The 24,475-nt window shown below is 68.0% G+C and carries 28 protein-coding genes; 10 read left to right on the top strand and 18 right to left on the bottom strand.

Annotated elements, in window-relative coordinates; all coding sequences use genetic code 11:
* Positions 1 to 18 precede the first annotated feature (18 nt).
* Positions 19 to 789: an IclR family transcriptional regulator gene (locus tag J2W23_RS08015; protein WP_307648329.1), complete on the top strand. Its 771-nt coding sequence runs from the start codon at positions 19 to 21 to the stop codon at positions 787 to 789.
* Positions 790 to 805: 16 nt separating this feature from the next.
* Here J2W23_RS08015 and J2W23_RS08010 read toward each other — a convergent pair whose 3' ends face one another.
* A complete protein-coding gene (locus tag J2W23_RS08010; RefSeq protein WP_307648328.1) occupies positions 806 to 1,951 on the bottom strand; it encodes an ABC transporter substrate-binding protein in 1,146 nt (381 codons plus the stop codon).
* A gap of 115 nt (positions 1,952 to 2,066) precedes the next feature.
* On the bottom strand, positions 2,067 to 2,960 hold the full coding sequence (locus J2W23_RS08005; RefSeq protein WP_307648327.1) for an amidohydrolase family protein: 894 nt from the start codon (positions 2,958 to 2,960) through the stop codon (positions 2,067 to 2,069).
* A 79-nt stretch (positions 2,961 to 3,039) separates the two neighbouring features.
* On the opposite strand from J2W23_RS08005, the gene J2W23_RS08000 reads away from it, so the two are divergent.
* A complete protein-coding gene (locus tag J2W23_RS08000; protein ID WP_307648326.1) occupies positions 3,040 to 4,743 on the top strand; it encodes a M14 family zinc carboxypeptidase in 1,704 nt (567 codons plus the stop codon).
* Between the two features lie 12 nt (positions 4,744 to 4,755).
* On the opposite strand, the gene J2W23_RS07995 is transcribed toward J2W23_RS08000, so the two are convergent.
* Together J2W23_RS07995 and J2W23_RS07990 are read right to left on the bottom strand one after the other, a co-directional pair.
* Positions 4,756 to 5,001, bottom strand: coding sequence for a putative hemolysin (locus tag J2W23_RS07995; RefSeq protein WP_176656607.1), 246 nt, complete (start codon positions 4,999 to 5,001; stop codon positions 4,756 to 4,758).
* A complete protein-coding gene (locus J2W23_RS07990; RefSeq protein ID WP_307648325.1) occupies positions 4,998 to 6,704 on the bottom strand; it encodes a hypothetical protein in 1,707 nt (568 codons plus the stop codon). The genes J2W23_RS07995 and J2W23_RS07990 overlap by 4 nt, the downstream gene beginning before the upstream one ends.
* A 246-nt stretch (positions 6,705 to 6,950) precedes the next feature.
* Between J2W23_RS07990 and J2W23_RS07985 the strand changes: the two genes are divergently transcribed.
* Complete coding sequence (locus J2W23_RS07985) at positions 6,951 to 7,181, top strand: hypothetical protein (RefSeq protein WP_176656609.1); 231 nt, start codon at positions 6,951 to 6,953, stop codon at positions 7,179 to 7,181.
* A 171-nt stretch (positions 7,182 to 7,352) separates the two neighbouring features.
* Positions 7,353 to 8,402: an alpha/beta hydrolase gene (locus tag J2W23_RS07980; protein ID WP_307648324.1), complete on the top strand. Its 1,050-nt coding sequence runs from the start codon at positions 7,353 to 7,355 to the stop codon at positions 8,400 to 8,402.
* 9 nt (positions 8,403 to 8,411) lie between these two features.
* Here the strand turns inward: J2W23_RS07980 and J2W23_RS07975 are convergent, their stop codons facing one another.
* The 5 genes from J2W23_RS07975 to J2W23_RS07955 form a co-directional block, all read right to left on the bottom strand.
* Positions 8,412 to 9,368, bottom strand: coding sequence for a S1C family serine protease (locus tag J2W23_RS07975; protein WP_176656611.1), 957 nt, complete (start codon positions 9,366 to 9,368; stop codon positions 8,412 to 8,414).
* 72 nt (positions 9,369 to 9,440) lie between these two features.
* Positions 9,441 to 11,663, bottom strand: coding sequence for a hypothetical protein (locus tag J2W23_RS07970; RefSeq protein WP_307648323.1), 2,223 nt, complete (start codon positions 11,661 to 11,663; stop codon positions 9,441 to 9,443).
* Positions 11,663 to 12,163: a pyridoxamine 5'-phosphate oxidase family protein gene (locus J2W23_RS07965; RefSeq protein ID WP_307648322.1), complete on the bottom strand. Its 501-nt coding sequence runs from the start codon at positions 12,161 to 12,163 to the stop codon at positions 11,663 to 11,665. Before J2W23_RS07965 ends, J2W23_RS07970 begins: the two co-directional genes overlap by 1 nt.
* Positions 12,164 to 12,298: 135 nt before the next feature.
* A complete protein-coding gene (locus tag J2W23_RS07960) occupies positions 12,299 to 12,793 on the bottom strand; it encodes a hemerythrin domain-containing protein (protein WP_176656614.1) in 495 nt (164 codons plus the stop codon).
* Between the two features lie 105 nt (positions 12,794 to 12,898).
* Positions 12,899 to 13,132, bottom strand: a complete 234-nt coding sequence (locus J2W23_RS07955) for a hypothetical protein (RefSeq protein WP_176656615.1) — start codon at positions 13,130 to 13,132, stop codon at positions 12,899 to 12,901.
* 157 nt (positions 13,133 to 13,289) lie between these two features.
* Here J2W23_RS07955 and J2W23_RS07950 point away from each other — a divergent pair, with 157 nt between their 5' ends.
* Positions 13,290 to 13,562: a hypothetical protein gene (locus J2W23_RS07950; protein ID WP_176656616.1), complete on the top strand. Its 273-nt coding sequence runs from the start codon at positions 13,290 to 13,292 to the stop codon at positions 13,560 to 13,562.
* 85 nt (positions 13,563 to 13,647) lie between these two features.
* Here J2W23_RS07950 and J2W23_RS07945 read toward each other — a convergent pair whose 3' ends face one another.
* Genes J2W23_RS07945 through J2W23_RS07935 form a run of 3 tightly spaced genes read right to left on the bottom strand, consistent with a single transcriptional unit; the run spans position 13,648 to position 16,553 of the window.
* A complete protein-coding gene (locus tag J2W23_RS07945; protein WP_307648321.1) occupies positions 13,648 to 15,453 on the bottom strand; it encodes an ABC transporter ATP-binding protein in 1,806 nt (601 codons plus the stop codon).
* Positions 15,454 to 15,459: 6 nt separating this feature from the next.
* Positions 15,460 to 16,107, bottom strand: a complete 648-nt coding sequence (gene alkB, locus J2W23_RS07940; protein WP_307648320.1) for a DNA oxidative demethylase AlkB — start codon at positions 16,105 to 16,107, stop codon at positions 15,460 to 15,462.
* Positions 16,108 to 16,145: 38 nt separating this feature from the next.
* Complete coding sequence (locus J2W23_RS07935) at positions 16,146 to 16,553, bottom strand: hypothetical protein (protein ID WP_176656619.1); 408 nt, start codon at positions 16,551 to 16,553, stop codon at positions 16,146 to 16,148.
* Positions 16,554 to 16,828: 275 nt separating this feature from the next.
* Between J2W23_RS07935 and J2W23_RS07930 the strand changes: the two genes are divergently transcribed.
* Complete coding sequence (locus tag J2W23_RS07930) at positions 16,829 to 17,098, top strand: hypothetical protein (RefSeq protein WP_307648319.1); 270 nt, start codon at positions 16,829 to 16,831, stop codon at positions 17,096 to 17,098.
* 116 nt (positions 17,099 to 17,214) lie between these two features.
* Entirely contained in the window at positions 17,215 to 18,843 is a 1,629-nt protein-coding gene (locus J2W23_RS07925; protein ID WP_176656621.1) for a phospholipase D family protein, read from the top strand.
* Here J2W23_RS07925 and J2W23_RS07920 read toward each other — a convergent pair.
* From J2W23_RS07920 to J2W23_RS07900, 5 genes are all read right to left on the bottom strand, one after another.
* Positions 18,840 to 19,109 carry a hypothetical protein gene (locus J2W23_RS07920; protein ID WP_176656089.1) on the bottom strand — a complete coding sequence of 90 codons (270 nt, stop codon included), beginning with the start codon at positions 19,107 to 19,109 and terminating at the stop codon, positions 18,840 to 18,842. The genes J2W23_RS07925 and J2W23_RS07920 overlap by 4 nt on opposite strands.
* Before the next feature lie 116 nt (positions 19,110 to 19,225).
* Positions 19,226 to 19,729 (bottom strand): murein hydrolase activator EnvC family protein, encoded by a 504-nt coding sequence (locus J2W23_RS07915; protein ID WP_176656622.1) that lies wholly within the window; start codon positions 19,727 to 19,729, stop codon positions 19,226 to 19,228.
* A gap of 125 nt (positions 19,730 to 19,854) precedes the next feature.
* Entirely contained in the window at positions 19,855 to 20,343 is a 489-nt protein-coding gene (locus tag J2W23_RS07910) for a CreA family protein (RefSeq protein WP_176656623.1), read from the bottom strand.
* Between the two features lie 14 nt (positions 20,344 to 20,357).
* Positions 20,358 to 20,909: an NUDIX hydrolase gene (locus J2W23_RS07905; RefSeq protein ID WP_176656624.1), complete on the bottom strand. Its 552-nt coding sequence runs from the start codon at positions 20,907 to 20,909 to the stop codon at positions 20,358 to 20,360.
* A gap of 17 nt (positions 20,910 to 20,926) precedes the next feature.
* Positions 20,927 to 21,628: a fumarylacetoacetate hydrolase family protein gene (locus tag J2W23_RS07900; protein ID WP_176656625.1), complete on the bottom strand. Its 702-nt coding sequence runs from the start codon at positions 21,626 to 21,628 to the stop codon at positions 20,927 to 20,929.
* A gap of 144 nt (positions 21,629 to 21,772) precedes the next feature.
* On the opposite strand from J2W23_RS07900, the gene J2W23_RS07895 reads away from it, so the two are divergent.
* The 3 genes from J2W23_RS07895 to pgeF are packed head-to-tail and all read left to right on the top strand — an operon-like array spanning position 21,773 to position 24,178.
* Positions 21,773 to 22,690, top strand: a complete 918-nt coding sequence (locus J2W23_RS07895; protein ID WP_307648318.1) for a tetratricopeptide repeat protein — start codon at positions 21,773 to 21,775, stop codon at positions 22,688 to 22,690.
* 54 nt (positions 22,691 to 22,744) lie between these two features.
* Positions 22,745 to 23,383: a maleylacetoacetate isomerase gene (maiA, locus tag J2W23_RS07890; protein ID WP_176656627.1), complete on the top strand. Its 639-nt coding sequence runs from the start codon at positions 22,745 to 22,747 to the stop codon at positions 23,381 to 23,383.
* On the top strand, positions 23,384 to 24,178 hold the full coding sequence (gene pgeF, locus J2W23_RS07885) for a peptidoglycan editing factor PgeF (RefSeq protein ID WP_307648317.1): 795 nt from the start codon (positions 23,384 to 23,386) through the stop codon (positions 24,176 to 24,178).
* On the opposite strand, the gene J2W23_RS07880 is transcribed toward pgeF, so the two are convergent.
* Positions 24,110 to 24,433: a hypothetical protein gene (locus J2W23_RS07880; RefSeq protein WP_307648504.1), complete on the bottom strand. Its 324-nt coding sequence runs from the start codon at positions 24,431 to 24,433 to the stop codon at positions 24,110 to 24,112. The genes pgeF and J2W23_RS07880 overlap by 69 nt on opposite strands.
* Positions 24,434 to 24,475: the final 42 nt, after the last annotated feature.

The following is a 24,475-nucleotide window of genomic DNA, read 5'->3' as shown; positions in this document are numbered from 1 at the left end:
AATCAAGGAGACGACACCATGGCAAGCACGCTCAATCGTTCGCTCGAACGGGGCATGGAAATCCTTCGCGCCTTCCGGCCCGGCTCCGCCTTGCTGGGCAACAGCGAGATCGCCGAGCGCACCGGTCTTTCGCCTGCAACCGTGAGCCGCCTCACGCAGACGCTGGTGGTGGCGGGCATGCTGGCGCACGACCGCAGCGCGCGTGCCTACCGGTTGGCTGCGCCGGTGCTGAGCCTGGCGCACGCCATGCGCACCGGTTCGGTCGTGCTGCAGGCCGCCGCGCCGCTGATGCGCACGGTGGCCGAAAAGCTGCGCATCAATGTCGGCCTGGCGGTGGCCGACCGGTCGGAGATGGTCTACCTGGAATCGATCCGCTACAACCGCCGCGCGTCGCTGCGCAACGTGGTGAGCGGGCAGCGCGTGCCGATCGAGTTGACCTCGTTGGGACGCGCCTGGCTGGCCGTGGCGCCGGCCGACGCGCGCGAGGCGCTGTTCGCGGACTTCGCCGCGCGAAGACCCGACTGGCCCCGGCTGCGCAAGGACATCGACAAGGCCATCGAGAGCGTCGCACAACGGGGCTGGTGCGCCGCCTCATGGCAGCCCGAGGTGGTGGCGCTGGCCGCGCCGCTGAAGCTGGAGTCCGCGTGGGGCTACGTGCTGAACGTGAGCGTGTCGTCCACGGAATCATCGAGCGACGTGGCAGCGGAACTGAGCGCGCCGCTGCTGGCGCTGGGCCAGAAGATCACTCGCGCGGTGGACACGCGGGAGCCCGCTGGCGCGACGCGCTAGCAGGCGTTGGTCAAGGTCAGCGGCGGACCTTGCCGTCTTCGGTGAGCATCGACAGCTCGACGTAGTTCGACGCCTTGTGGTCGCGCGCGCTGAAGTCGACGTGGAAGCCGCCGAAGTCGGTGTTCTGCATCGATTCGAGCCCGGCGATGAGCGAGTCGCGCGTGGCCGGCTTGCCGGCGCGCTTAAGGCCTTCGGCGAACACCTTGGCCGCCACGTAGCCTTCCATGCTCGAGTAGTTCGGCTTGGCGTCGCCGCCGGCCTTGCGCACGGCCTCCACGTACTCGCGCGAGATCGCGGTGCTCGTGGAGAACGGGGAGGGCATGACCTGGCTGATCACCACGCCGCGGGCTTCCTTGCCGAGCTCGTCGGCCAGCGCCTGCGTGCCGACGAACGACACGTTGAAGAAGGTGCCGCCGTAGCCGGCCTTGCGCGCTTCGCGGATGAACGCCGCGCACGCCTTGTAGGCGCCCACCTGGATCACGGCGGCGGGCTGGGCGGCCATGATGTCCTTCACCGCCTTGCTCACGTTGACCGAGTTGCGCTCGACGGTGCCGATGGCAACCGGCGCCAGGCCGATGGGCTTGAGCGCGCTGAGGACGCCCGAGAGTCCGGCCTGTCCGTAGGCGTCGTTCTGGTGGAACACCGCGATCTTCCGGATGCCGAGCGAGGTGAGCTGCTTGACGATCAGCGCGGTCTCGTCGTCGTACGAGGCGCGCACATGGAACACGGTCTTGCGGAACGGATCGCGCAATGCTTCCGCGCCGGTGAAGGGGCCGAAGAACGGGATCTTTGCCGCATCGACCAGCGGCATCGCAGCCATGCAGGTGGGCGTGCCGACGTAGCCGAAGAGGGCGAAGACATCGTCCTTGATGAGCTTGTCGGTGTTGGCCTTGCAGCGCTCGGGCTCATAGCCGTCGTCCAGCGTGCGCAGTTCGATGGTGCGGCCGTTGACGCCGCCGGTGGCGTTGAGCGCGTCGAAGTAGATGCGCGCGCCCTGGTTCATCTGCAGGCCCAGTTGCTCTGCGGGGCCGCTGAACGCGGCGGATTGGCCGAGCACGATGCGTGCGGGCTGGGCGAAGGCGGGGAGTGCGAGCGCGGCGCCCGCGGCGGCAAAGCGCTTGATCGCGTCTCTGCGGTGAAGGGAGGTTTTCAGGGAGGACATTGGACAGGTGTCGAGCAGTTGAAGCCTCTGCAGAACCTGACAGGACCCACTGCTCATGTAAGAAGGTGATGCGCAGTGTAACCGTGAGTTCGGGTAAACCCTTGGTTTCGTCGGACTATCGCACCCCGAACAGCCCGGCCGCATTCCCCCACGCCACACGCTGCGCCACGGCCGGAGGCAGGTCGCCGAGCCAGTTGCGGTAGCCCTGCATGGTCTCGTCGTAGGAACTCCAGCGCTGGTTGACCCAGGTGTCGGAGCCGACCAGGAAACGGTCGGGAAACGCCAGGATCAGCTCGCGCCACGGCGCGCACAGCTTGCCGCCCTCGCAGGTGAGCCCCGGGCGGTACGACAGCTCGCCCATCAGCTTCGGATAGCGCTCCAGCAGCTGCCGCACCCGCGCGACGGGCGCGCCGCCGATGCCCGTGTGCGCCCAGATCAGCCGCAGCTCGCGGCCTTGCGTGGGCGAGTGCGCCATCAGCAGGTCGACCGCCTCGTCGTCCACGTGGGCGAGCACGGCGAGTTGGCGTTGTTCGGCCAGGACCATCAACTTCCTGGCGACCGGGCCGTTGGCATTGGCGCTCTCGTAGAGGTGGAACTCGCCGATGCCGCGGTAGGGGCCGCTGGCGGTGCCGCGCGCGAGCTCGGTCTGCACCATTTCGTAGATGGTCTCGTCGCGGAACCAGTTGGTGTAGTCGGCGCGGTTGCGATAAAGGCGCACGAAGGGCACGACCGTGACGCCGGCTTCGCGCGTCTCCCGCAGCGCCGCGAGCGTGCGCGTGCCTTCGTTGGGCCGCGAGTTGCCGACGATGGCGCGCACGCCGTTGCGCTGCATGCGCGCGAGCGCGTCGGGCGGCGGAAACGGACCGCTGCTGCCGTTCCATGCCTCCTCGTTGTAGTGGAGGTGGGCGTCGAAGATCGGGCCGGTGTAGTCGGCTGCGTGCGCGGCGACGGCGAGGATCGAGCCGCAGGCCAGGAGCGCGGCGCGAACGAGGGAAGAGGAGGGAGCCATGGATGTTCCTTGCGAGATGCCCGTGGAAGACACGCGATCGTCGATGCAGAATCGGTTTCGATCAACGGAGCCTTCCCCGATGCCTGTCGAGCAACACCCCCAGTACCGCACACCCTACGAAACCGGCAACCACAACCAGACCACCACCTGGGCCGAATGCGTCGCCTTCTACGAACGGCTCGCGAAGGACTTTCCCTCGGTGCTGCGGTGGACGCAGATCGGCACCTCGGACAACGGCATTCCGATGCACGCGGGCATCGTCACCGCCGATGCGCAGTTCGACCGCGAGACCTTGCAGCGGCAAGGCCGGCCGGTCTTCTTCAACGACAACGGCATCCACCCGGGCGAGCCCGAGGGCATCGACGTCTGCATGGCGCTGGTGCGCGATTTCTGCACCGAGCCCGCGCGGCTCGCTGCGCTGGGCAATACGGTCTTCCTGTTCATTCCGGTCTACAACGTGGACGGCTGCCTCGACCGGCAAAGCACATCCCGCGTCAACCAGCTGGGCCCGGAGTCGTTCGGCTTTCGCGGCAACGCGCGGCACCTGGACCTGAACCGCGACTTCATCAAGTGCGACAGCCTCGCCGCGCAGGTGTTCAACCGCTTCTTCACCGCGTGGGACCCGGACGTGATGGTCGACACCCACACCTCCAACGGTGCCGACTACGCCTACACGATGACGCTGATCCCGACCCAGCCCGACAAGCTCGGCGGCGGCCTCGGCCAGTTCCTGCGCGGCCGCATGCTGCCGGCGATCTACGGCGGCATGGGCGAGCGCGGATGGCCCACCTGCCCGTACGTGAACTGCGTGGCCGAGACACCCGACGACGGCATTGCCGACTTCCTCGATACGCCACGCTTTTCCACCGGCTACGCGGCGCTGCATCACACCATCGGCTTCATGCCCGAGACGCACATGCTCAAGCCCTACGCCGACCGGGTCGCGGCGATGCGGACGCTGGTCGAGGTGGTGCTGGATTTCACTGTGGCGCACGCGGCGGAGATCCAGGCGCTTCGCAACGAGGCCAAGGCGGGTGCCGCACAGCAGGCGCAGTGGCCGCTGTCCTGGCGCTCCGACCAGAGCCGGCCGAACAGCTTTCGCTTCAAGGGGTACGAGGCGGTCTACTCGCCGAGCAGCCTGGGCAACTACCAGCGCCTTGCCTACGACCGCAACCAGCCTTGGGAAAAAGACATCCCGTACTTCGACCGCTTCGTGGAAGACGCCGTGGCCAGCGCGCCCAAGGCCTATCTGGTTCCGCAGGCCTGGCGCGAAGTGATCGAACGGCTGGAATGGAACGGCGTGCTGTTTCGACGGTTGGCACAGGACGAGGTCTTCGAGAGCGCCCGCGTCTATCGCATCCAGCGCGCGGCCCCACGCCCCGGCCCATACGAAGGGCACATGTTCCATGACGAAGTGCAGCTCGTTCCGCACACCGAAACCATTCACGCACGCGCCGGCGACGTGTGGATTTCGCTCGACCAGCCCAAGGCCCGCTACATCGTCGAGACGCTCGAACCCGAAGCCCACGACAGCTTCTTCCGCTGGGGCTTCTTCAACAGCGTGCTCGAAAAGAAAGAGAACTTCTCGGCCTACGTGTTCGAAGACACGGCGCACCGGATGCTGGAAGAAGAGCCGGCGCTGAAAGCCGGCTTCGAGGCATGGAAGAAGAACAACCCCGACAAGCTCTCCGACCCGCGCGAAGTGCTCGGCTACATCTTTGGGCACGGCCAGCGCCATGCGGAGCCCGGGTGGCGGCGCTACCCGGTGGCGGGGTTGAACTGACGAAGCGCCGTTCTACTTCGCGGGGTGATCCCGCCGATACAGCGCCCACTCTTCGATCTGCGTGCCATCGGGCAACTGGCAGATGCCGTACTGCCCCTTGTCGTTCGATTTCATGAGGGTCTTGCCGCCGAGCTTCTGGCAGTAGACCGACGCCGGGTTCGCCATGCCGACCCGGGGCGGCTCGGGCTGTGGCTGGGGTTGCGCGCAGGCCGTGAGAACGAGTGCGCAGAAGGGGAGCAGCAGGTACTTGGTGGTCATCGGGCCAGTGTAGGTGGCGTGGTCGTCTTCGGCTTCGACGACGGCTCCCACGAATCCGGCGTGGTCGCCACCAGCCCCTTGAAGTCTTTCCACGGCCGCGCACCCGGCACCGTGCGCCCGCCGATCACCGCCACCTTCGCATACGCCACCATGCGCTCGCGCAGGTAGCGGCGGTCGGACTCGGGCCAGGTCTCGATCGAATGCGGCCCGCGCGCCAGCACGATTTCCTTCACGCCGCGGATGCGGTTGTAGGCCGCGACGGTGCCCTCCAGCGTTTCCGCGCGGTCCCACAGGCCCTTGCCGAAGAAGGCGGAGGGCCAGCGGTCCATGCCCGCGAGCGGGGCCGAGTTCGGATAGAAAAGGATGTGGTGGTCCGCCGCCATGCCGCCCAGGAACAGGTTGCGGTCCGCGAGATCGGGCGCATCGCCCACATAGCCTGCGCCGCTCGCGAACGACGACAGCAGGATCGCGCCGCGGATGTTCCGGAGACCGCGGGGCTTGGCGCAGTTCACTTCCGGCAGGTCGAAGCTGCAGGAGGCGACGTAGTTGGTGGTCATCGCCCAGGCGGTGGACATCGAGCCGCGCGAGTAGCCGCCCAGCAGGAGCGGAATCTCGTTGGCCTTCATGCCGGCCAGCAGCCGGCCGCGCGCGGCGGTGCCTTCGAGCACTTCGCCCGAGGGCGTGAGCATGCGCAGGCCCCGGCCGTCTTCCAGCTGGCCGAGCGTGCGGAACACGTCTTCGCCTTGCTCCAGCGTGTTGGTGTCGCTGAACCCGCCCGAGATCCCTTCGCCACGCCGGTCGTAGGCCAGCACATCGAAACCCGCCTGGTTCAGCGCATGAAGGTTCTCGCGCCACCAGCGCTGGCCCATGGTCTCGGTGGTGGCGTTGGGGAACTGCACCGGCGTCGTCTTGCCCGTTTTGTCGTCGATGCGGTAGGAGACTTCGTCCGGATGCTGGATCGCCGTGAGCTGCCCGCCGCCGCCCGGCGCCATGATCGCCAACGCACGCACCTTGTGGCCCTTGCCGTCGTCCACGCCGGCGCCTTCGATGTACCAGCCGCGCAGCTTGATGTCGCCGGTCTTCTTGAGGTCGATGCGTTCGAAGGCATCGGGCGGCACGGTGAACTCCACCGTGTAGGTGCGGCCTTCCGCTTCGGCAATGCCTTCGCGGTAGGGCGCCTTCGCGAAGAAGGCGGGCCGGCGGATCTGCTTCAGGTCGACCTGCCCGTCGGGATTGATCTTCCCCGACGGATCGACCACGCCGGTGGAGCGCGTGGCGCGCTCCTTGTTCGGCGGCAGCCAGCGCTGCATCTGCGCGTTGATGCGCTTGAAGCAGGCCGCATCTTCCTTGCAGGCGCGCCAGCGGGCCTTGAGCTTGTCGTCGGTGAATTCGCTGATGTGATAGTCGCCGCCCGCGTAGCTCTTCGGCGTGGGGTTGGCCGTGAGCAGCAGCGGCACGCAGACGGTGCTGCCCGTGCCCTTGGGGCCTTGGTGCAGCAGGTAGCCGGGCAGCATCGCGTTGCGGTCGGCGCCGACCCAGGCGGTGCAGTCGGTGGGCGGCGGCGTGCTGTTGTCGGCCTGGCGCTTGGCTTCGGTGGTGCCCGTGCAGGCCGACAGCGCGAGCAGTGCACTGAGGCCCAGTGCGCTGAGGCCCAGCGTGCAGAGATTTCGTTCGAGACGGGGCGACAGGTCGTTGAGGGTCATGCGGGCGAGGGCTCGTGCAGTGAGGCGTGCCATTGTGTGCGCCGTCCGTGACGGATGCGGGGGGCCAATGGCGCTTTGTGATGCGGGAGGGCTCCTACCGCGGGCAGTGTCCGCGTGCGATGTCGAACAGCGCATGGAATGCGATTTCAGTCCGGCCGCAATCAAGCAGGTCTGCTGAATTTATTGCCGCTCTGGTAATAGTTCCTTGGGGGCGCGGGGGCATGCCACTACCCTCGACCCCCTCATATGAAAGCAACCCCCTTTGCCATCGACCTGCCGGAGCACTGGACCGGCTCCTTCAAGCTCACGCAGACACCCGCCGGGAGCTATGTCGGCATGGCAAGCCTGAGCTTCGGCGGCGATCCCCGATGGGTGCTCGTGATCACCCCGCAAAGCAGCCTGGACGCTGCCATGGAGCGCGTCAGGCTCCGGGTCGGCCACTTCATCCGCGAGCGGAACTCGAAGCCCGGCACCTGACGCCTGACGCCGAATCCCCCGGGCCTGTGCAACGCGGCCCGCAAGTTTTGTAGCCCACTGTATCTACCCGCCCGCTGCGTACACGGGCATTCAAATCCCCCGGTTCGAGGACACATCGCAGATACACCGCGCGGTTCCACTGACTCCATCGCAAACGCAATGGAGAAACCGATGTCCGAAGAAATCAACCGCCACCGCCGCATCTTTTTCGGTGCGGCAGCCGCAACGATCACCGCCGCGCAGTTCGGCGTCATGGGGAGCGCCGGCGCGCAGACCGTCGCCTCGAAGCCGGCACCGTCGCCGGGCAGGACCGGAGGCAACACCTCGTTCGCGGCCATCAAGCAGATCGATGCGGGGCTCCTGAACATCGGCTATGCCGAAGCCGGCCCGGCCGACGGCCCGGTCGCCATTCTTCTGCACGGCTGGCCCTACGACATCCACAGCTTCGTCGACGTCGCGCCCATCCTGGCTGCGGCGGGGTACCGGGTGATCGTTCCGCACCTGCGCGGCCACGGCTCCACGCGCTTTCTCTCGGACAGCACCGTGCGCAATGCCCAGCAGTCGGCGGTGGCGCTCGACATCATTGCCCTCATGGACGCGCTCAAGATCCAGAAGGCCAGCATCGCCGGCTTCGACTGGGGCGCGCGCACCGCCTGCATCCTGGCGGTGCTGTGGCCGGAGCGCTGCAAGTCGCTGGTTTCCGTAAGCGGCTACCTCATGACCAACCTGGAAGCCGGCAAGAAGCCGCTGCCGCCCAAGGCCGAGTTCGACTGGTGGTACCAGTACTACTTCACGACCGAGCGCGGCCAGGCGGGCTATGCCCAGTACCGGCGCGAGTTCGCCAAGCTCATCTGGGAGACGGCATCGCCGAAGTGGAAGTTCGATACCACCACCTTCGAGCGCAGCGCCGCGTCGTTCGACAACCCCGACCACGTCGCCATCGTGATGCACAACTACCGCTGGCGCCTGAGCCTCGCTCCGGGCGAGGCGCGGTACGACGAACTGGAGAAGCGGCTCGCCACGGCCCCGGCCATCGGCGTGCCCACGATCACGCTCGAAGGCGATGCCAATGGCGCGCCCTTCCTCGATCCGTCGAAGTACCGCAACAAGTTCACCGGCAAGTACGCGCACCGCACGCTGCAGGGCGGCATCGGCCACAACCTGCCGCAGGAGGCGCCCGAGGCCTTCGCGCAGGCGGTGATCGACGTGGACCGGTTCTGAGCGGCAGCGCTAACCGCCGGGAGACACCGTCAGATAGAACGGTGTCAGCGTTCCCGCCACCGGCCGCAAGAGCTTGAGCAGCAGCGGGCGTCCGTAGCCTTCGCCCGCCAGCCGCTTGAGCAGGTCCGACAACTGCGCGAGCGGCGTGCCGTCGCAGCCGACCAGGATGTCGCCGCTGCGCAGGCCGTCCCGCGCCGCGGCCGAGCCGGCCACCACGTCGACGACCCGCACGCCGGTCGCGACCGGCCAGTCGTTCTCGCGCACCCAGCGCCGCGGCAGCGCGACGGCCGCGCACTGCACGCCCAGCTTGCCGCGCCGCACCGCGCCATGGCGCATCAGCTCGCCGGCCACCCAGCGCGCCGTGTCGATCGCCACCGCGAAGCTCAGGCCCTGCGCCGACGGAATCACCGCCGTGTTCACGCCGATGACCTGCGAGCTGCTGTCCAGCAGCGGGCCGCCCGAGTTGCCGGGGTTCAGCGCCACGTCGGTCTGGATCACGTCCTCGATCATCCGGCCGCCGCGCGAGGGGAGGCTGCGGCCCAGCGCGCTCACGATGCCGGCGGTCACGGTGAAATCGAAGCCCAGCGGGTTGCCCACCGCCACGGCCAGCTGGCCCGGCTGCAGGCCCGCCGAACTCCCGAGCGGCAGGAACGCGCTCGGGTGCGACTCGAAGCGCAGCACCGCGATGTCGGTCGATGCGTCGATGCCGACGAGCCGGGCGGTGCTCTCGGTGCCGTCGACGAAGGCCGCGCGCAGCTCGCTCGCGCCCTCGACCACGTGTGCGTTCGTGAGCGCAAAGCCATCGGGCGTGAAGAGAAAGCCGGAGCCGCTGCCCTGGCCGCCGGCATTGCCGCGCTGCGGCTGCTTTCGGACCTTGATGTGCGCGACGGCCGCGCTGGCGGTGTGGGCCACCTGGGTGACGGTGGCGGAGTAGGAGTCGAGAAGGAATTCGTCGCGTGAGCCCATGGGAGCGCCTCTTTCGGTCGGCAAGTCCGAAAGAAATGGCGGCGCTCCCGCGCGTTTTCAACCCGCCGGGCGCTAGGACGACGGCGTCGACGGCACCGCCGCTGCTGCGGTCGGCGAGTGCTGCAGCGCGGCGGGCAGCCGGTGGTCCAGCCAGTCCATGCGCCAGGCCAGCACGACGAACGCCAGTGCCAGCACCACCGCCGCGGCGACGCCGGTGGTGCCGTGCCGTTCGCGGTACGGATCGCGCGCCACCCGCCGCGCGCCCGGCGGCACACGAGCGGTCTGAGACAGCATGCCGCCCAGCCGCACGTTGACCTTCATGCGCCCGTTGATGGCCCAGCCGCTCGCATCCAGGATGGGCCCGAGGCTGCGCTGGCGCAGCTTGAGCCAGGCGATCAGCATGCTCGGCCCGGAGATCGCCGCGACAATGCCGATGAGCGCCACCGGTATCCACTGCCCCAGGTCGACGAACTTGCCGAAGATGGCGACCAGCACCGCGCTGATGCTCCCGAGCGCGACGCCGATGGCGGCCACGGTGCCGACGTCCACGCGGCCGGCGGTGCGAGGCACTGCAGCGGGCGTCTTGGCCGCGCCCGCTGCGGCCTGGTCGGCAGTCGTGAGCCTGGACGCAAAGCTCGTCAGCGTGCCCTGGCCGGCGGCGTCGCTGGCGGCCGCGCGCTTGGCGACCTGCTCCTCGATCACCCGCACGAACTTCTTGTAGGGCGCGAAGAAGGCCTGCGCCACGCTGGTCGGGTTCTCGATCAGCTTGGTGATGGTGGCGTCCCAGTCGCGACCCTGGCGGTCGTAGAAGACGCCGTTGCGGCCCACGAACAGGAAGTCGATGTCGCCCGCGGTGAAGGCCGCGACGATGCTCATCTTCTGTCCCTGCCGCGTGCAGTCGCAGTACGCGAGGCAGGTCTTCGCCAGACCCGCCAGCACGGCGTGCCTGGCCGTGTCCTGCACCTGCACCGTGAGCTCGCAGCTGCGGCCGTCCAGGTAGAGCGTGCCGGCCTGGAAGATCGCGCCCTCGCGCCGGTAGAAGGCCTTGAACGACACGAAGTTGTTGAGCAGCACCACCAGGTCGCGCTGCAGCCGGATCAGCTTCTCCAGGTCGACGAGCAGGTTGTTGTGCGTCTCGGCGGCTTCGTCGTCATGAAGAAGCGCGAGCAGGGGCTCGCGCGTCTGCAGGAAAGCGTCGAGTTGCGTGAGCGACAGCGCGGCGGCGGCGTTGTCGGGCCGCTCGGCCATCAGCGCCTGCAGCGGTGCGAGCTGCTGCTTGACGGCCTGCCATTCCGTCTCCGAGAGTTCGTCGCGCGCGCCCAGCAGCGGCGCGACGGCACGCTCGGCGAACGCGGCGATGTCTCCGGCCCACGCGGGGTTGATGCGGTTGCCGTGCAGCGGCAGCACGCAGCGCGGCGTGACGGGTGCGAGCGGCAGGTCGGCAATCGGGTCGGCGCTCAGGTCGAGCCTGTTCGCGCCCAGCGCGTCATAGGCTTCGGGCGAGGGGTTCAGCGCCGTCATGGCCTGCGCGTCGAAGGCGGCGACGCGGCAGCGCGCGAAGTAGTCGTCGAGCTTGGCCTGCACCTTGCGCGTGGTGTCGGCGGCGGCCAGCGTGGGCTCGCCGAGCGGCATCAGCGTCTTGTCGTTCGCGTCGGCCTTGGCGTGCCAGTCGCGCGCAGCCTGCACTTCGGCAAAGAAGGCTTCAATGCGCGCGCGATCGACGCCCGGTGTTTCCTTGTGCCGGTCGGGCACGCTGCCGTGGGTGCGCATGATCTCTGCAACCGTTGCACCCAAGGCGTCGCTCTGCGCCGTCTCGGATGTGATCACGCCGTCGCCGTTGAAGCGCATCGCGGACAGCAGCTCGCCGCGGTCGGCGATGTCGGCCAGCGTGAGCGTGGCCGAATCAGGCTTGCCCTGGATCTGCAGCAGGCGGCGCGCCTCTTCGATCAGCCGCGCGCCATCGGCGTTGTCCGCGTCCAGATCGTCCAGCGTCAGCACATCGCTGCCCTCGAGCAGCACGTCCGGGTTGCGCAGCCGCGCGCACACCCATTCGCAGGCCGCGACCACTTCGGGCGGCCGCACGCGCCCGTCGCCATCGGCATCGATGAGGTCCAGCGTGCGCGCATCGAAGTCGATGCCGCGCGTCGGGCAGGCGAGGGCGACCCACAGCTTCTGGTCCAACTCGCCGAGGCGGGCGATGTCTTCGCCTGTGCGAAAGATGACCTGGTCGGCGCCCCCGACCCGGATGAATTGCCAGCGGTGCGGTGCCGGCGTCGTCGTCAGCACTGCACGCATCAGGAAACGGCGACCTTCTTGTGCTCGCCCAGGTCGGGCGTCTTGCCGGTGACGGCCGCCTTGGCCATCTTGAACAGCTGGACCATCTTGCTGTCGCCCACGTCCCAGTATTCGGCGCGCAGCACGCTCACTGCGAGGAGGCCCAGGTTGGGGTCGGTCGGACCGTCAGGGAACCAGGCCTTGGCCATCTTGGTGAAGAGCGCTTGCTTCTTCGCGGGGTCTTCCAGCAGCGCCGCATGGCCCGAGACGGAGACGTAGCTGTCATCGTCGGTGTTGGCGTAGGAGACGTTCACGGTCGGGTCGGTCACGACGTGCCGCGCGATCTCTCCATCCTTCGGGACGAAGAAATAGAGCGTCGCGTTTTCATCGACATCCTTGTTCTGCGTGGTCAGCGGGTGGCTGTGCAACTGGCCGTCGGCGTGGCGGTGCGTGAGCATGCCGAAGCGGGTGTCCTTGATCAGCTCCCAGAGCTTGCTGGTGTTTCCGGTGGTGGCGGTCATGGTGGTTCTCCTTGGTTCCTTGGTTGGGTGACGTCTGGAACCACCGTAGAGCGTCGCGCGGCGCCTGCGTGAGGACACACGGCGCGCGCCCGTGTCGTCCGGCGCCGACATCCGGGCGCCGGACGACGCCGTGGCTCAGGCTGGCTCGCCCATCAGTTCGCCCATCAGCTCTTCCTTGCGCGCCGCGAGCTGCTCGCGCATGGCCACGAGGTCCAGCCCCTTGGCGGCACGGGCCTTGGGGAACATCTCGTTGCGCTCTTCCTTCACGTGGTGGTCGATGTATTCGCCCAGCACCTTGACCTTGGCGTCGAACATGTCGTCGACGTCGGTCGCGTCCTGGATCTGCGCGATGAGATCCTTGGCCGTGGCGTGCTCGACTTCGGCTTCGTCGAGCAGGTCGGTTTCCTTGATCGCCTCGCGCACGGCGGGGTAGAAGATTTCTTCCTCGATCTGCGCATGCACGGTCAGCTCCATGCAGATCTGGTTGGCCAACTCGCGCTTCTTGTCCGTGGCGCTGGCGGCCTTGGACTCCATGAGTTCTTCGTAGGCGGTGAACATCTTCTTGACGTTCTTGTGGTCGGTGTCGAGCAGGCTGCAGGCATCGGGTTGTGCGCGCTTGGTGGTGGGCATCGTGGGCTCCTGGTGGGGTGGTGGGGAAGCCAACGATGCGCAGCGCTGCCCGGTGGCTGCGTAGGAAAAATTCGCATGCGCATGCAGGGGGCGCAGCGGCCCGGTTCACCCCTCTTCGGTCTTGAAGAGGCCCCGCACGTTCAGCGCAGCCAGGCACACCTGCAGCGCGATCAGCGCCCACGCCTGCGTGTGCACGCCCCACACCACCCACAGCACATTGCTCGCGAGGAACACCCAGAAGCCGACATTGCGGCGCCCCTTCGCGTTCGACCCCACCAGCCACGCGGCGGCGACGGAAGCGGCGAAGGCCGGCCATTGGACGAGCGAGAGGATTTCCATGATGAGCGTGCTTGTATGTGGATGTTCGCGGACCGTAGCGCAGCCCGCCACCGCCGATCCGGTGCTTCTGCCGACGCGCGACGTGGGCCGGTTCTCACACGCACCATCGCCATGGCGTCGCAGATTGAGGGCCATCACAAGGAAAGACAGGCCACCCATGGACACCACATCACCGCCGCTCGACGAGCGTCTCGTCACCTTCACCTACCGGGGCTGGATGTTCCTGTGCCGCGCGGAACGGATCGACGACCTGACCTACCACCCCGTCGTGCGCTGCCAGGGCCGATCGGACAAGCCGGAAGACATCGAGTTGCCCGACGACACGGACAACGCCTCCTACGGCACGGAAGCGGAGGCGCTGCGCCATGCCGAGCAGCAGGCGGTGCGCTGGGTGCACGACCGCACCAGCGATGGACAGGGGCAGATGTAGACGTAGCTCGAAGGCCAAGGCAAGAACTACCGCCAGATCCGCGCGCCGCCGATCGACGGCCGGTTTCCTCACACCTTCCGAGCCTTCAGGTGGGCGCCGTCATCCGCTGCAGCAGCGGCTGACGCGCCAGTACTTCGTCGCGCGGGCCGTGGTCGAGCACATGGCCGGCCTCCATCAGGAGCACCGTGTCGAAGCGGTCGAGCAGGCTCAGCCGGTGGATCGACGCGATCACGCAGGCGTTGGGGAATGCAGCGGCAATGCGTTCGAGCACGCGCGCTTCGGTGTTGGCATCGAGCGCGCTGGTCGGCTCGTCGAGCAGCAGCAGCGAACTGCCCTCGGCCGCAAGCACGCCGCGCGCGAGGCACAGGCGCTGGCGCTGTCCACCCGAGAGGTTGAAGCCGCGCTCCGACACGGCCGTGTCGAGGTCGCCGTGGTTGGCCTTCAGCACTTCGTCGAAGGTGCTGGTGTGCAGCGCGGCGAGCAGGCGCGCATCGTCCGCGGGTTGGCCGAAGGCGAGGTTCTCGCGCACGCTGGCCTCGAAGAGTTCGGTTTCCTGCGGGATCAGCGTGGCGAGGCGGCGCAGCTGTGGCCAGTCGACCGGCTGGCCGTCGAGCGTGAGCGTGCCGGCATTCGGTGCATAGAGCCCGGCCAGCACGCGCAGCAGCGTGCTCTTGCCGCCGCCGCTCGGGCCGACAAGGGCTACGCGCTGGCCGCGGCACAGGCTCAGCGCCACGTTGTGCAGGCCGCTGCGCGGCGGCTCCGTCGCGTCGGCGATGGGTTCACCGCGCGGCGCGTACTTCCACTGCAGCGCATCGACGCCCAGCTGCGCCCACGTCGCACCGGCATCGATGCGCTCGCGCTCGGGCACTTGCTCCGGCGCAGTGGAAAGCACGTCGCCCGAGGGGGCCTGCCAGATCGGCTCGGCGCTCGAATAGTCGGTGTGCATGCGCGCGAAGAAACTGAAGTTGGCCGCCACCGAAGTCACCACGCCGGCCGCCTGCTGCGCGTACTGGTAGATCATGAACACCGCGCCCAGCATCACCGCCTGCCCCGGCGTGCGCGCCTGCCAGACGTAGATGACGACGAGGCCCCAGGTGAGCGCCAGGCCCATCAGGTCGACCGCGAACCACTTGCCCTCGTTGAGTACCACGGTGCGCTTGAGCGGCAATGAGATCGCCGCCATGCGACGGCGCAGCAACAGCCGCGAGGCGCCCTGCAGCCGCAGGCCGATCACCGTCGATGCGTTGCCCAGGAAGTCGAGCAGCGCGGACACATAGCGCCGGTCGGCATCGTTCTCGGCGCGCGCGAGCTTCATCAGCGCGCGGTCGATGCGCACGATCACGAGGCCGATCAGCACATAGCCCGCGAGCGCCGTCACGCCGCTGGTGCGCGACAGCAGCGCCAGCGCCACCAGCGGCCCGACGAAGTTGACCGCATTGGTGAGCCAGATGAACTGGTTCTGCGCGAAGTCCGCGAGCGCGCGGCTGGCCTGGTGCACGCGGTGCTGCAGCTCGCCCGAATGGTGGCCGTCGTGCCAGGCCAGCGGCGCGGCGGCGATGCGCGCATAGAGCTCGTCGGCCAGCCGCTCCCGCACCTTCAGCCCGACGTTGCGCTCCAGGATGCGGCCCGGCCCGTGCAGCGCCCACGCGCCGACATACACCGCGGCCAGCGTGCCGATCCAGCGGCCGGCGCCGGTGAACTCGCTGCGCTGCAGCGCGTTGATGGCCTGCCCGGCAAGGTAGGGGAGCGTGAGGCGGATCAGTTGCGAGGAAGCCAGCAGGGCCGTGGCGCCGAGCAGTTGCCCGCGTGCACCGGCCGCGAAGTGCCAGAGTGCGGCATAGAGCGCGCGGATCGCGTTGCCGGGGTCGTTCGTCTCGGTCGTCTTCTGCATGCGTGGTCAGCCGGCCTTGCGGAATGTGAGGTTGATGCGAAGGCTGCCCAGCGCCGGGTGCGGCTGGTCCTTCAGCGGCAGCACGCCGTGGTAGCGCAGCCGGTCTTCACCACCCCAGACCACGACGTCGCCATGCTTGAGCGGGATGCGCACGGCCTTGCCGGCGCACTCGTGCCCGCCGAACAGGAACACGGCGGGCATGCCGAGCGAGACCGAGACGATGGGCGCGCCGTAGTCGTGCTCGTCCTTGTCCTGGTGCAGCGAGAGCCGCGCGCCGGGTTCGTAGCGGTTGACCAGGCAGGCATCGGGCGCGAAGCCGTCGAAACCGGCGGCCGATGCGGCCTCGCGCGCGAGGCTCGCGAACACGTCGGGCATGGCGGGCCACGGCTTGCCGGTGTCGGGGTCGGTGGGGCTGTAGCGATAGCCGCGGCGGTCGCTGGTCCAGCCCAGCGCGCCGCAGTTGGTGAGCGCGACCGACATGGTGAAGCCGCCGGGGGTGACGAGGTGGCGGAAGGGCGCGTCTTGCGCGACTGCCTTGACCGCCGAGAGCAATTCGTCGGCAAAGGGCAGGGCGAAACCGGGGAGGACGAAGGCGCCGGGTCCGAGGGGCTCGCGCGCTTCGCGGGGTGGATCGTCGAACAGGTCGAGCGTCATGTGGCCAGCCGGCCCGCTCGGGGCCGGCGCGAAAACGCTCAGCGAACCGTCGACATCACCGTCGCACGGCAGCGCGGCTGGTCGCGCGGGGCGAGCAGGTTGCAGTTGTCCAGCGCGCGCTGCTGCATGTCGCTGAGCTTCGGGCGTTCCTGCTGGTATTGGTACTGGGGCTGGCGCTGGTACTCGGGCACGTAGACCGGTGCGGGTTCCTGCCAGCGCTGGCGGCGCTCGTACTCGCGGCGCTGCTCGTATTCACGCCGCTCGTACTCGCGGCGGTCTTCGCGTTCGCGGTCGTTCCGCAGGCGCCACATGCAGGAGTTGAAGTCCATGCCCGAACGGCCACTGGCGCAGTAGCGGCGGTCGTTTTCATAAACGTAGTCGCCCTGCGCCATGGCGGGGATGGAGGTCATGAGGCCGAGGAAGGCCATGAGCGCGAGTTTTTTCATGATGATGAGTGGCCTGTTCTGTGATTGCCGTATGTCCATGCAGTGTGGGAGGTCTGCCGTGAACTGAATGTAGCCGGTCGTCCTGCATGCGCGTCAGGTCGAAGCTGCCGGCGTCTGCGCGAATGCTTCCTCAACGCCCGGGCATCGCAATCAGTCGACGCGGCCGCGCACTGGCATGAGTCTTTACCTGGCGACATCCCATGAAGAGGTGAATGAATACCAAGGGTTTCACTTATTGAAACCATCGGGCAAACGCCTAAGGTCTAACCCCAACAATGGACACCGTACGCTTCGACATTCACGTGCCTGAAGGATGGGCGTGCTGGATGGATCTCGCCCGCACGCCGCACGGCACCTATGCCGGACTCGCGGAACTGCGCCACCAGGGCATTGCGCGCTGCGCACTCGTGATCACCCGGCAGCTGTCGCGGGAGGCCGCCTTGCAGCGCGCGACGGTGCGGGCGGACCACTTCGTGCGGCAATGGGTGCCACAGCGCAGCCAGGGGGTCGACGGCTCCGGCCCCACTGTTCCCGGCGGCGCCTGAGCAACGAACGCGAAGGGCGCGATGCCCGCGCGACGGTCCCGCGCTCATGGTAGAAACCGCGAGCCGCGGATGTCCTGCATTCCGCTTCGTGCGTCTGCCACCTCTCTCTCGCTCCCATGTCCCACAACCCACCACGGGCTGAAGAAAAACCGCGCGCCCGGTGGCTGGCCTGGTTGCTTGCCGGCTTCGCCGCGCTCTGCATGGCCGGTTGCGCGGGCTTGCCCACCGACGTGCAGCGCAAGCCCTCGTCGGCCATCGCCGACGGCGCGGAGACCCTGCTCGGCCGCCTCGTGAAAGCGGCTGCGCCGCCCGGCGAGCCGCTGAGCGGATTCCGCCTGCTGCCGATGCCGCAGTTCTCGCTGCATGCGCGCATCGAACTGGCGCGCCGCGCGCAGCGCTCCATCGACGTGCAGTACTACCTCGTGCAGAACGACGAGACCGGCCGCTACCTGCTGCGCGCCCTGCGCGATGCGGCGGACCGCGGCGTGCGCGTGCGCCTCCTGGTGGACGATCTCTACACCGCGGGCGCCGACCCGCTCTTCACCAGCTTCGCCTCGCATCCGAACGTCGAGGTGCGCCTCTTCAATCCGTTCCCGGCCGGGCGCGACCGCCTCGGCACGCGCTGGGCCGCATCGCTGTTCGATTTCGACCGGGTGCACCGCCGCATGCACAACAAGCTGTACGTGGTGGACGACACCATGGCGGTCATGGGCGGACGCAACATCGCCAACGAGTATTTCCTGCGCGACGGGGGGTCGAACTTCATCGACATCGACACGCTGGTCGCCGGCGCGGTCGTGCCCCGGCTGTCGTCGCTGTTCGACATGTACTGGAACAGCCCGTACGTGTATCCGATCGAATCGCTGGTGGCCAAGGGAAGCGAATCGCCGAAGGAACTGCGTGCGCTTTTCGACCGACTCACCAGCGGGCCCGAGACGCTGCATCCCGAAGAGCCCGGCTCCACCGACCTGCTGGGCAACAACCCGCTGGCCAAGGACCTCGACGCGGGCACGCTGAAGCTCGTGTGGGCGCGTGCCGAGGCGTATGCCGACCCGCCGGCCAAGGCGCTCGCGCCGACACCGGAAGGCCGCGGCCTGCCGGCCGACGAAGCGAGCGACAGCGTGCTCTACAACGTGCGGCGGTATCTGCGCGGCGCGCAGAGCGAGATCATGCAGACCACGCCCTACCTGATTCCCGGGCGCGGCGGCATGGAGTCGATCCGCATCATCCGCGGCAACGGCGTGAGCTACAGCATCGTGACCAACTCGCTGGCCGCCACCGACGAATCGCTGGTGCACATCGGCTACCGGCGCTACCGCGCCCAGATGCTGCGGCTGGGCGTGGAGCTCTACGAGCTGAGCCCCAAGCGGGTGGAGGAGACCAGGCGCTTCGGCATGTACGGCTCGGCGAGCGGGCGGCTGCACGGCAAGTCGGCGGTGATCGATCGCAAGACGGTGTTCATCGGCTCGATGAATTTCGATCCGCGCTCGGAGCTGCACAACACCGAGATCGGCATCTTCATCTTCAGCCCGCAGATCGCGCAGCAACTCACCAGCTTGATCGGCTTCATCCGCCTGGACGGCGCCTACCAGTTGCAGCTCGGGCCCAAGGGCGGCATCGAATGGGTGAGCCCGGCGTCGGGCGACGCGGCGGACACCATCCTTCACACCGAGCCCGAAACGCATTTCTGGGCGCGCTGGAAGCTGGAACTGCTGGCGCCGCTGGTGCCCGAGAGCCTGCTTTAGCGGACCGTGGACATGACCGTCGCGCGGCAGCGGGCGCGGTCGTGACGGGTGGGAAGAATGATGCAGTTGTCGAGCGCGCGCTTTTGCATGTCGCTCAGCCTCGGAGCCTCGCGCGGCGCTTCGGGCTCGTAGTAATAGTAGGGCTGCGGCGGCGGACGGCCGTAGTAGTCGTAGTCGCGATCTCGGCTGTGGCGGGTCGTTTCACAGCCCGCGAGGCTCGTCAACGCCAGAAGACCACCACAGAAAAGAATCAGGTTCAGGCGCAAGTTCGTTCTCCATGTCGGGGGGACGGACGGCAAGACGCGCCCTGTCCCGATGGCGAGGAGCTTAGTCCCGTAGCGGACGGGCAACCTGAAGAAATGATGAATGAACGCCGGGGGCGTTACTGCTGCAGCCGCCCGTTGAGGTACGGCTCGGGGTCGACGGCGGTGCCGTTCTTGCGGATCTCGAAGTGCAGCTTCACGCGATCGGCGTCGCTGCGGCCCATCTCGGCGATCTTCTCGCCCTGGCGCACGACCGCGTTTTCCTTCACGAGGATGGTCTGCGCATGCGCGTAGGCGGTGAGGAAGGTCTCGTTGTGCTTGACGATGACCATGTTGCCGTAGGAACGCAGTTCGCTGCCCACGTACACCACGCGGCCATCGGCCGACGCGACGATCGGATCGCCGAGGTTGCCCGCGATGTCCAGCCCCTTGTTGCGCACGCCGTCGAAGCGGGCGATGGTGGTGCCGCTCGCGGGACGGATGAAGAGCGCCTGTTTCGCCGGGGGCGGCGTGACGGTCTGTCCGGGCCGTGCCGGCGGCAGGGGCGTGGTGGTGCAGGCGGCGAGGGCGGCGGCAATCACTGCTGCGGCACCCGTGCGGAAAAGAAGAGTCTGGATTTGCATGGCGCTGTTGGAACGGGTTCGTTGCGGAGGGTTCCTGCGGTCTGGCACGCCGGGCGCGCCACGCGGGCGATGCTAGCAAACTCGTACGTACCCTCCGGAAGGGCGGAACGCGCGAAGGGCTATCGCTACTTCAGCGGGATCGGCGTGCCGCGATCGATGGGCACCGCGGTCACGCTGTTCTTGGGGGAGCCGTCGATCAGCAGGTCGGAGTAGGTGAGATAGACCAGCGTGTTGCGCTTGGCATCGACCATGCGCACCACGCGCAGGCGCTTGAAGAGCACCGAGAGCCGCTCGCTGTACACCTCCTCGCGCTTGGGCAGCGGCTGCGTGACGTTCACCGGTCCGACCTGGCGGCAGGCGATGGAGGCCTCGGCCTTGTCCTCGGCCACGCCGAACGCGCCGGCGATGCCGCCGGTCTTGGCGCGCGAGACATAGCAGGTCACGCCGTTGACCTTGGGGTCGTCGTAGGCCTCTATCACGATCTTGTGGTCGGGGCCGATGAGCTTGAAGGCGGTGTCGACTTCGCCCACCGTTTCAGCCTTGGCCGCCGAGGCCGCCAGCGCAAGGCCGAGGCTGGCGCCGCAGAAGAGGATGGCGCGAAGTTGCTTGTTCATGAGGTTCGGTGGTGTCAAACGATGCTGAGTTCGTGCACGCGGTCGAAGCTGCCGCGGCGGCGGTCTGCGAAGAAGTGCTCCAGGGTTTCGCGCACGGTGCGAAAGGCGATCTCGTCCCAGGGAATTTCTTCCTCGGTGAAGAGCCTGGCCTCGATGGTCTCGTGGCCGGGATCGAACTTGTCGTCGAGCAGCCGGGCACGGTAGAACAGGTGCACCTGCCCCACGCGCACCACGCTGATCACCGAGAACAGGCCTTCGAGCTCGAAGTTCGCACCGGCCTCTTCGTCCGTTTCGCGGGCAGCGCCCTGGGCGGTGGTTTCCTCGAGTTCCATGAAGCCCGCGGGGAGCGTCCACTTGCCCCAGCGCGGTTCGATGTTGCGCTTGCACAGCAGCACCTTGTCGCCAAGGACCGGGATGGTGCCCACCACGTTCAGCGGGTTCTCGTAGTGGATCGTGTGGCAGGCCGGGCAGACGGCGCGCGGCTTGGTGTCGCCGTCGTCCGGAATGCGGTAGACCACCGCGGTGCCGCAGTTCTTGCAGTGCTTGATGGGGACGCGCAGGAGCATGGGCGGTGCTGCCGTCTTCAGGCGATCTTGACGGTGAGGGTCGGCAGGCCCGCGACCTTGCCGACCAGCGTGTCGCCCGAGACCACGGCCGCGACGCCTTCGGGCGTGCCGCTGTAGATCAGGTCGCCGGGCTGCAGCTCCCAGGCAGCCGACAGGTGCTCGATGGTTTCGGCCACGTTCCAGATCAGCTTGCTCACGGTGCTGCGCTGGCGGTCGGTGCCGTTCACCTGCAGCGAGATCTCGGCGTTCTCGGCATCGCCGGCCGCGGCCACCGGCACGATCGGGCCGATGGGCGCGCTCTGCTCGAAGCCCTTGCCGATGTCCCAGGGGCGGCCCTGTTTCTTCATTTCGCCCTGCAGGTCGCGGCGCGTCATGTCCAGGCCGACGGCGTAGCCGTAGATGTGCTTGTGCGCATCGGCGGCCAAGATGTTCTTTCCGCCGGTGCCTATGGCGACCACGAGTTCGATCTCGTGGTGCAGGTTCTTGGTGAGCGAGGGATAGGCCATGGTGCCGGTCTGGCCTTCGTCGACCACCACCAGCGCGTCGGTGGGCTTCATGAAGAAGAAGGGCGGTTCGCGGCCGGTGAAACCCATTTCCTTGGCGTGATCTTCGTAGTTGCGGCCCACGCAGTAGATGCGATGCACCGGGAAGCGGGCGGGCTGTCCGGCCACCGGAACCGAAACGGTGGCGGGCGGGGCGAAAACAAACTCGGAGGCCATTGCGACGTGTCCTTTTTCAGCGAAACGGGAGGGGAGACCGGCAGTGTGCCAGAGGCGGCACGGGGTTGCCGGAGCGCCGGACCCGGGATTTTCGGGCGGCTCACAATAGGCGCCTCGCGTTTTTCCGGATATTCCCGCCACACCATGCCCATCCGACTTGGCAAAGCCGGCAAAGCCACGGCCCTCAACGAACTCGGCCGCAGGCGCGACGACGAGGGCGACCAGGACGGCGCCCTCGAGGCGTATGCCCAGGCGAGCGCGATCCATCCCGGATGGGCGGTCCCTTGGTACAACACCGGCCTCATCCACAAGTACCGCGGCGAATGGGCCGCGTCGCTCGAGGCCAACGCGCGGGCCGTGCAATGCGATTCGGGCAACCAGGGCGCACTGTGGAACCTGGGCATCGCGGCCACCGCGCTCGGCGATTGGGCCACGGCGCGCCGGGCATGGCGCCAGTACGGCATCGGCATTCCGGACGGCGAAGGGCCGGTCGACTATTTCGTCGGGCTCACGCCGATCCGTGTGCACGGCGACGAGGGCACCGAGGTGGTGTGGGCCGACCGCATCGACCCGGCGCGCGCCATCCTGCGCAACGTGCCCACGCCCGCCTGCGGCCACCGCTATGGCGACCTGGTCCTGCACGACGGCGCGCCCAACGGCTACCGGTTGCGCGGCCAGCGCGAGATGGCGGTGTTCGACGCGCTGGAGCTGATCGCACCGTCGGAGCATTCGACCTACGAGGTCTCGGTGGAAGGCGTGACTGCGGAGGACATCGAGGCGCTCGTGCAGCGCTTCAAGGCCGCGGACGGCTTTGCGGAGAACTGGACCGACAGCATGGAGATGCTCTGCCGGGCCTGCTCCGAAGGCCGCCCCTTCGGCGAGGGCCGCCACAACCACGGTGCCGACGAGGCACCCGGCACGCTCGGGCCGTGGCGCCTTGGCATCGCCTCGCGCGAGGAGGCCGGCGCCCGCCGCATCCTCGACGAATGGAAGGCCGCGGCATCGCCGGGCGTCGTGCTGCAGGATTTCCGCTGTGTGCTGCCGGCCACCCCGCGGTCCTGAACGAATCCCCTCGCCGGCAACGGCGGCACATGGCGGCGCTATCCTTGGAAAATCATGAAGCTGCATAACTATTTCCGCTCCTCCTCCTCGTTCCGCGTGCGCATCGCCCTCAACCTGAAGGGCCTCGACTACGAGTACGTTCCCGTGCACATCGCGCGCGGCGACCATCGCACCGGCCCGTACGCCACCCTCTCGGCCGATAAGCTCGTGCCGCTGCTAGAAGACGAAGGCGAGCGCTTCTCGCAGTCGATGGCCATCATCGAATACCTGGACGAAACGCACCCCGAGCCGCCGCTGCTGCCGAGCGATCCGGTGGGTCGCGCCCATGTGCGCGCACTGGCGCAGTCCATCGCCTGCGAGATCCATCCGCTCAACAACCTGCGCGTGCTCAAGTACCTCGTGAAAGACCTGAAGCTCGACGACGCGGCCAAGAACGCCTGGTACCGCCACTGGGTGCGCGACGGCATGGAAGCCTTCGAGCGCCAGCTCGCGCTCTATCCCGGCAGCACCTTCTGCTATGGCAACACGCCGACGCTGGCCGATTGCTGCCTCGTGCCGCAGGTCTTCAACGGCCGCCGCTTCGATTGCGACTTCAGCGGCCTGCCGCGCAGCATGGCCGCCTTCGACGCCTGCATGCAGCTGGAAGCCTTCCAGCGCGCGCAGCCTTCGCAAGCCCCCGACGCGGAAGCCTGATTGAACGCCGCCGTCATCGATCCACGCTGGCTGGTGCCGGACTGGCCCGCGCCGTCGAACGTGCGGGCCGTGTGCACCACGCGCGAGGGCGGTGTTTCGCAAGGCCGCTACGAGAGCCTGAACCTCGGCGATCACGTGGGCGACCTGATCGCCGACGTGGCCGAGAACCGCCACCGGCTCGGACAGGCCATCGCCGCCCGGCCCGTTTTCCTGCAGCAGGTGCACGGCACCGGCGTCGTGACGCTCGACGCCGAACCGGAACCCGTGCGCAACGGCACGGTGGGCGATGCCTGCACGGCCACGGCGATCGGGCTGGGCTGCACCATCATGGTGGCCGACTGCTTGCCCGTGCTCTTCACCGATGAGTCGGGCCAGCGGGTGGCGGCCGCGCATGCGGGCTGGCGCGGACTTGCCGGCGGCGTGCTCGAAGAAACGGCCCGTTGCTTCGCGTCCGAGCCGCAGGCGGGACCGCCGCGCGGCGACAGCAGGGTCATTGCATGGCTCGGCCCGTGCATCGGCCCGAAGGCCTTCGAAGTCGGTGCGGAAGTCAAGGCGGCCTTCGAGGCACACGCGCCGGAAGCTGCAAACTGTTTCAAGCCTGCGGGCGCGCCCGGCAAATGGCTGGCGGACCTGCCCGCGCTCGCGCGTCAGCGGCTGCGTGCAGCCGGTGTCGATGCTGTGTATGGCAACGACGGCGGCGATGCGTGGTGCACCGTCAGCAATCCGTCATTGTTCTTTTCGCACCGGCGGGACGGCGTCAGCGGGCGCTTCGCCGCGCTGGTCTGGAAGGCCTGAGTCTTCCTTCGTTGCTGTCGCGGCCTCCGCGGCGGCGCGGCATGCCGCTTCCTGCGCATCGGCCTCGCGCTGCTTGATCGCGCGGCGCCGCCCCGGCGTCCCCATCAGGTAAACCACCAGTGCCACCGGCGCCAATCCGTACAAAAGAAATGTGAAGATGGCACCCAGCACGGTACCCGTGGTGTTGGTGGCTTCGGCCACCGCCATCATCACGGTGACGTAGAGCCAGCCGATCACGATCAGATGAATGAACACGGGAAGTTTCAGTCGGTAAGAGGAAAGAGCGGCGTTGTCGGT

Source organism: Variovorax boronicumulans (assembly GCF_030812215.1).
GTDB classification, from domain to species: Bacteria; Pseudomonadota; Gammaproteobacteria; order Burkholderiales; family Burkholderiaceae_C; genus Variovorax; species Variovorax boronicumulans_C.
This window is presented reverse-complemented; position numbering and strand designations above follow the sequence as displayed.

What these genes read in the sequence shown, in the direction of transcription:
- J2W23_RS07895 (WP_307648318.1), top strand. Translation starts at nt 21,773, where the DNA reads ATGCCCATCCGACTTGGCAAAGCCGGCAAAGCCACGGCCCTCAACGAA.
- J2W23_RS08005 (WP_307648327.1), bottom strand. Translation starts at nt 2,960, where the DNA reads ATGGCTCCCTCCTCTTCCCTCGTTCGCGCCGCGCTCCTGGCCTGCGGC.
- J2W23_RS08010 (WP_307648328.1), bottom strand. Translation starts at nt 1,951, where the DNA reads ATGTCCTCCCTGAAAACCTCCCTTCACCGCAGAGACGCGATCAAGCGC.
- J2W23_RS07915 (WP_176656622.1), bottom strand. Translation starts at nt 19,729, where the DNA reads ATGCAAATCCAGACTCTTCTTTTCCGCACGGGTGCCGCAGCAGTGATT.
- J2W23_RS07910 (WP_176656623.1), bottom strand. Translation starts at nt 20,343, where the DNA reads ATGAACAAGCAACTTCGCGCCATCCTCTTCTGCGGCGCCAGCCTCGGC.
- J2W23_RS07970 (WP_307648323.1), bottom strand. Translation starts at nt 11,663, where the DNA reads ATGCGTGCAGTGCTGACGACGACGCCGGCACCGCACCGCTGGCAATTC.
- J2W23_RS07990 (WP_307648325.1), bottom strand. Translation starts at nt 6,704, where the DNA reads ATGACCCTCAACGACCTGTCGCCCCGTCTCGAACGAAATCTCTGCACG.
- J2W23_RS08000 (WP_307648326.1), top strand. Translation starts at nt 3,040, where the DNA reads ATGCCTGTCGAGCAACACCCCCAGTACCGCACACCCTACGAAACCGGC.
- J2W23_RS08015 (WP_307648329.1), top strand. Translation starts at nt 19, where the DNA reads ATGGCAAGCACGCTCAATCGTTCGCTCGAACGGGGCATGGAAATCCTT.
- maiA (WP_176656627.1), top strand. Translation starts at nt 22,745, where the DNA reads ATGAAGCTGCATAACTATTTCCGCTCCTCCTCCTCGTTCCGCGTGCGC.
- J2W23_RS07935 (WP_176656619.1), bottom strand. Translation starts at nt 16,553, where the DNA reads ATGAAAAAACTCGCGCTCATGGCCTTCCTCGGCCTCATGACCTCCATC.
- J2W23_RS07985 (WP_176656609.1), top strand. Translation starts at nt 6,951, where the DNA reads ATGAAAGCAACCCCCTTTGCCATCGACCTGCCGGAGCACTGGACCGGC.
- J2W23_RS07945 (WP_307648321.1), bottom strand. Translation starts at nt 15,453, where the DNA reads ATGCAGAAGACGACCGAGACGAACGACCCCGGCAACGCGATCCGCGCG.
- J2W23_RS07965 (WP_307648322.1), bottom strand. Translation starts at nt 12,163, where the DNA reads ATGACCGCCACCACCGGAAACACCAGCAAGCTCTGGGAGCTGATCAAG.
- J2W23_RS07905 (WP_176656624.1), bottom strand. Translation starts at nt 20,909, where the DNA reads ATGCTCCTGCGCGTCCCCATCAAGCACTGCAAGAACTGCGGCACCGCG.
- J2W23_RS07950 (WP_176656616.1), top strand. Translation starts at nt 13,290, where the DNA reads ATGGACACCACATCACCGCCGCTCGACGAGCGTCTCGTCACCTTCACC.
- J2W23_RS07975 (WP_176656611.1), bottom strand. Translation starts at nt 9,368, where the DNA reads ATGGGCTCACGCGACGAATTCCTTCTCGACTCCTACTCCGCCACCGTC.
- J2W23_RS07980 (WP_307648324.1), top strand. Translation starts at nt 7,353, where the DNA reads ATGTCCGAAGAAATCAACCGCCACCGCCGCATCTTTTTCGGTGCGGCA.
- J2W23_RS07900 (WP_176656625.1), bottom strand. Translation starts at nt 21,628, where the DNA reads ATGGCCTCCGAGTTTGTTTTCGCCCCGCCCGCCACCGTTTCGGTTCCG.
- J2W23_RS07955 (WP_176656615.1), bottom strand. Translation starts at nt 13,132, where the DNA reads ATGGAAATCCTCTCGCTCGTCCAATGGCCGGCCTTCGCCGCTTCCGTC.
- J2W23_RS07960 (WP_176656614.1), bottom strand. Translation starts at nt 12,793, where the DNA reads ATGCCCACCACCAAGCGCGCACAACCCGATGCCTGCAGCCTGCTCGAC.
- J2W23_RS07930 (WP_307648319.1), top strand. Translation starts at nt 16,829, where the DNA reads ATGGACACCGTACGCTTCGACATTCACGTGCCTGAAGGATGGGCGTGC.
- J2W23_RS07995 (WP_176656607.1), bottom strand. Translation starts at nt 5,001, where the DNA reads ATGACCACCAAGTACCTGCTGCTCCCCTTCTGCGCACTCGTTCTCACG.
- alkB (WP_307648320.1), bottom strand. Translation starts at nt 16,107, where the DNA reads ATGACGCTCGACCTGTTCGACGATCCACCCCGCGAAGCGCGCGAGCCC.
- J2W23_RS07925 (WP_176656621.1), top strand. Translation starts at nt 17,215, where the DNA reads ATGTCCCACAACCCACCACGGGCTGAAGAAAAACCGCGCGCCCGGTGG.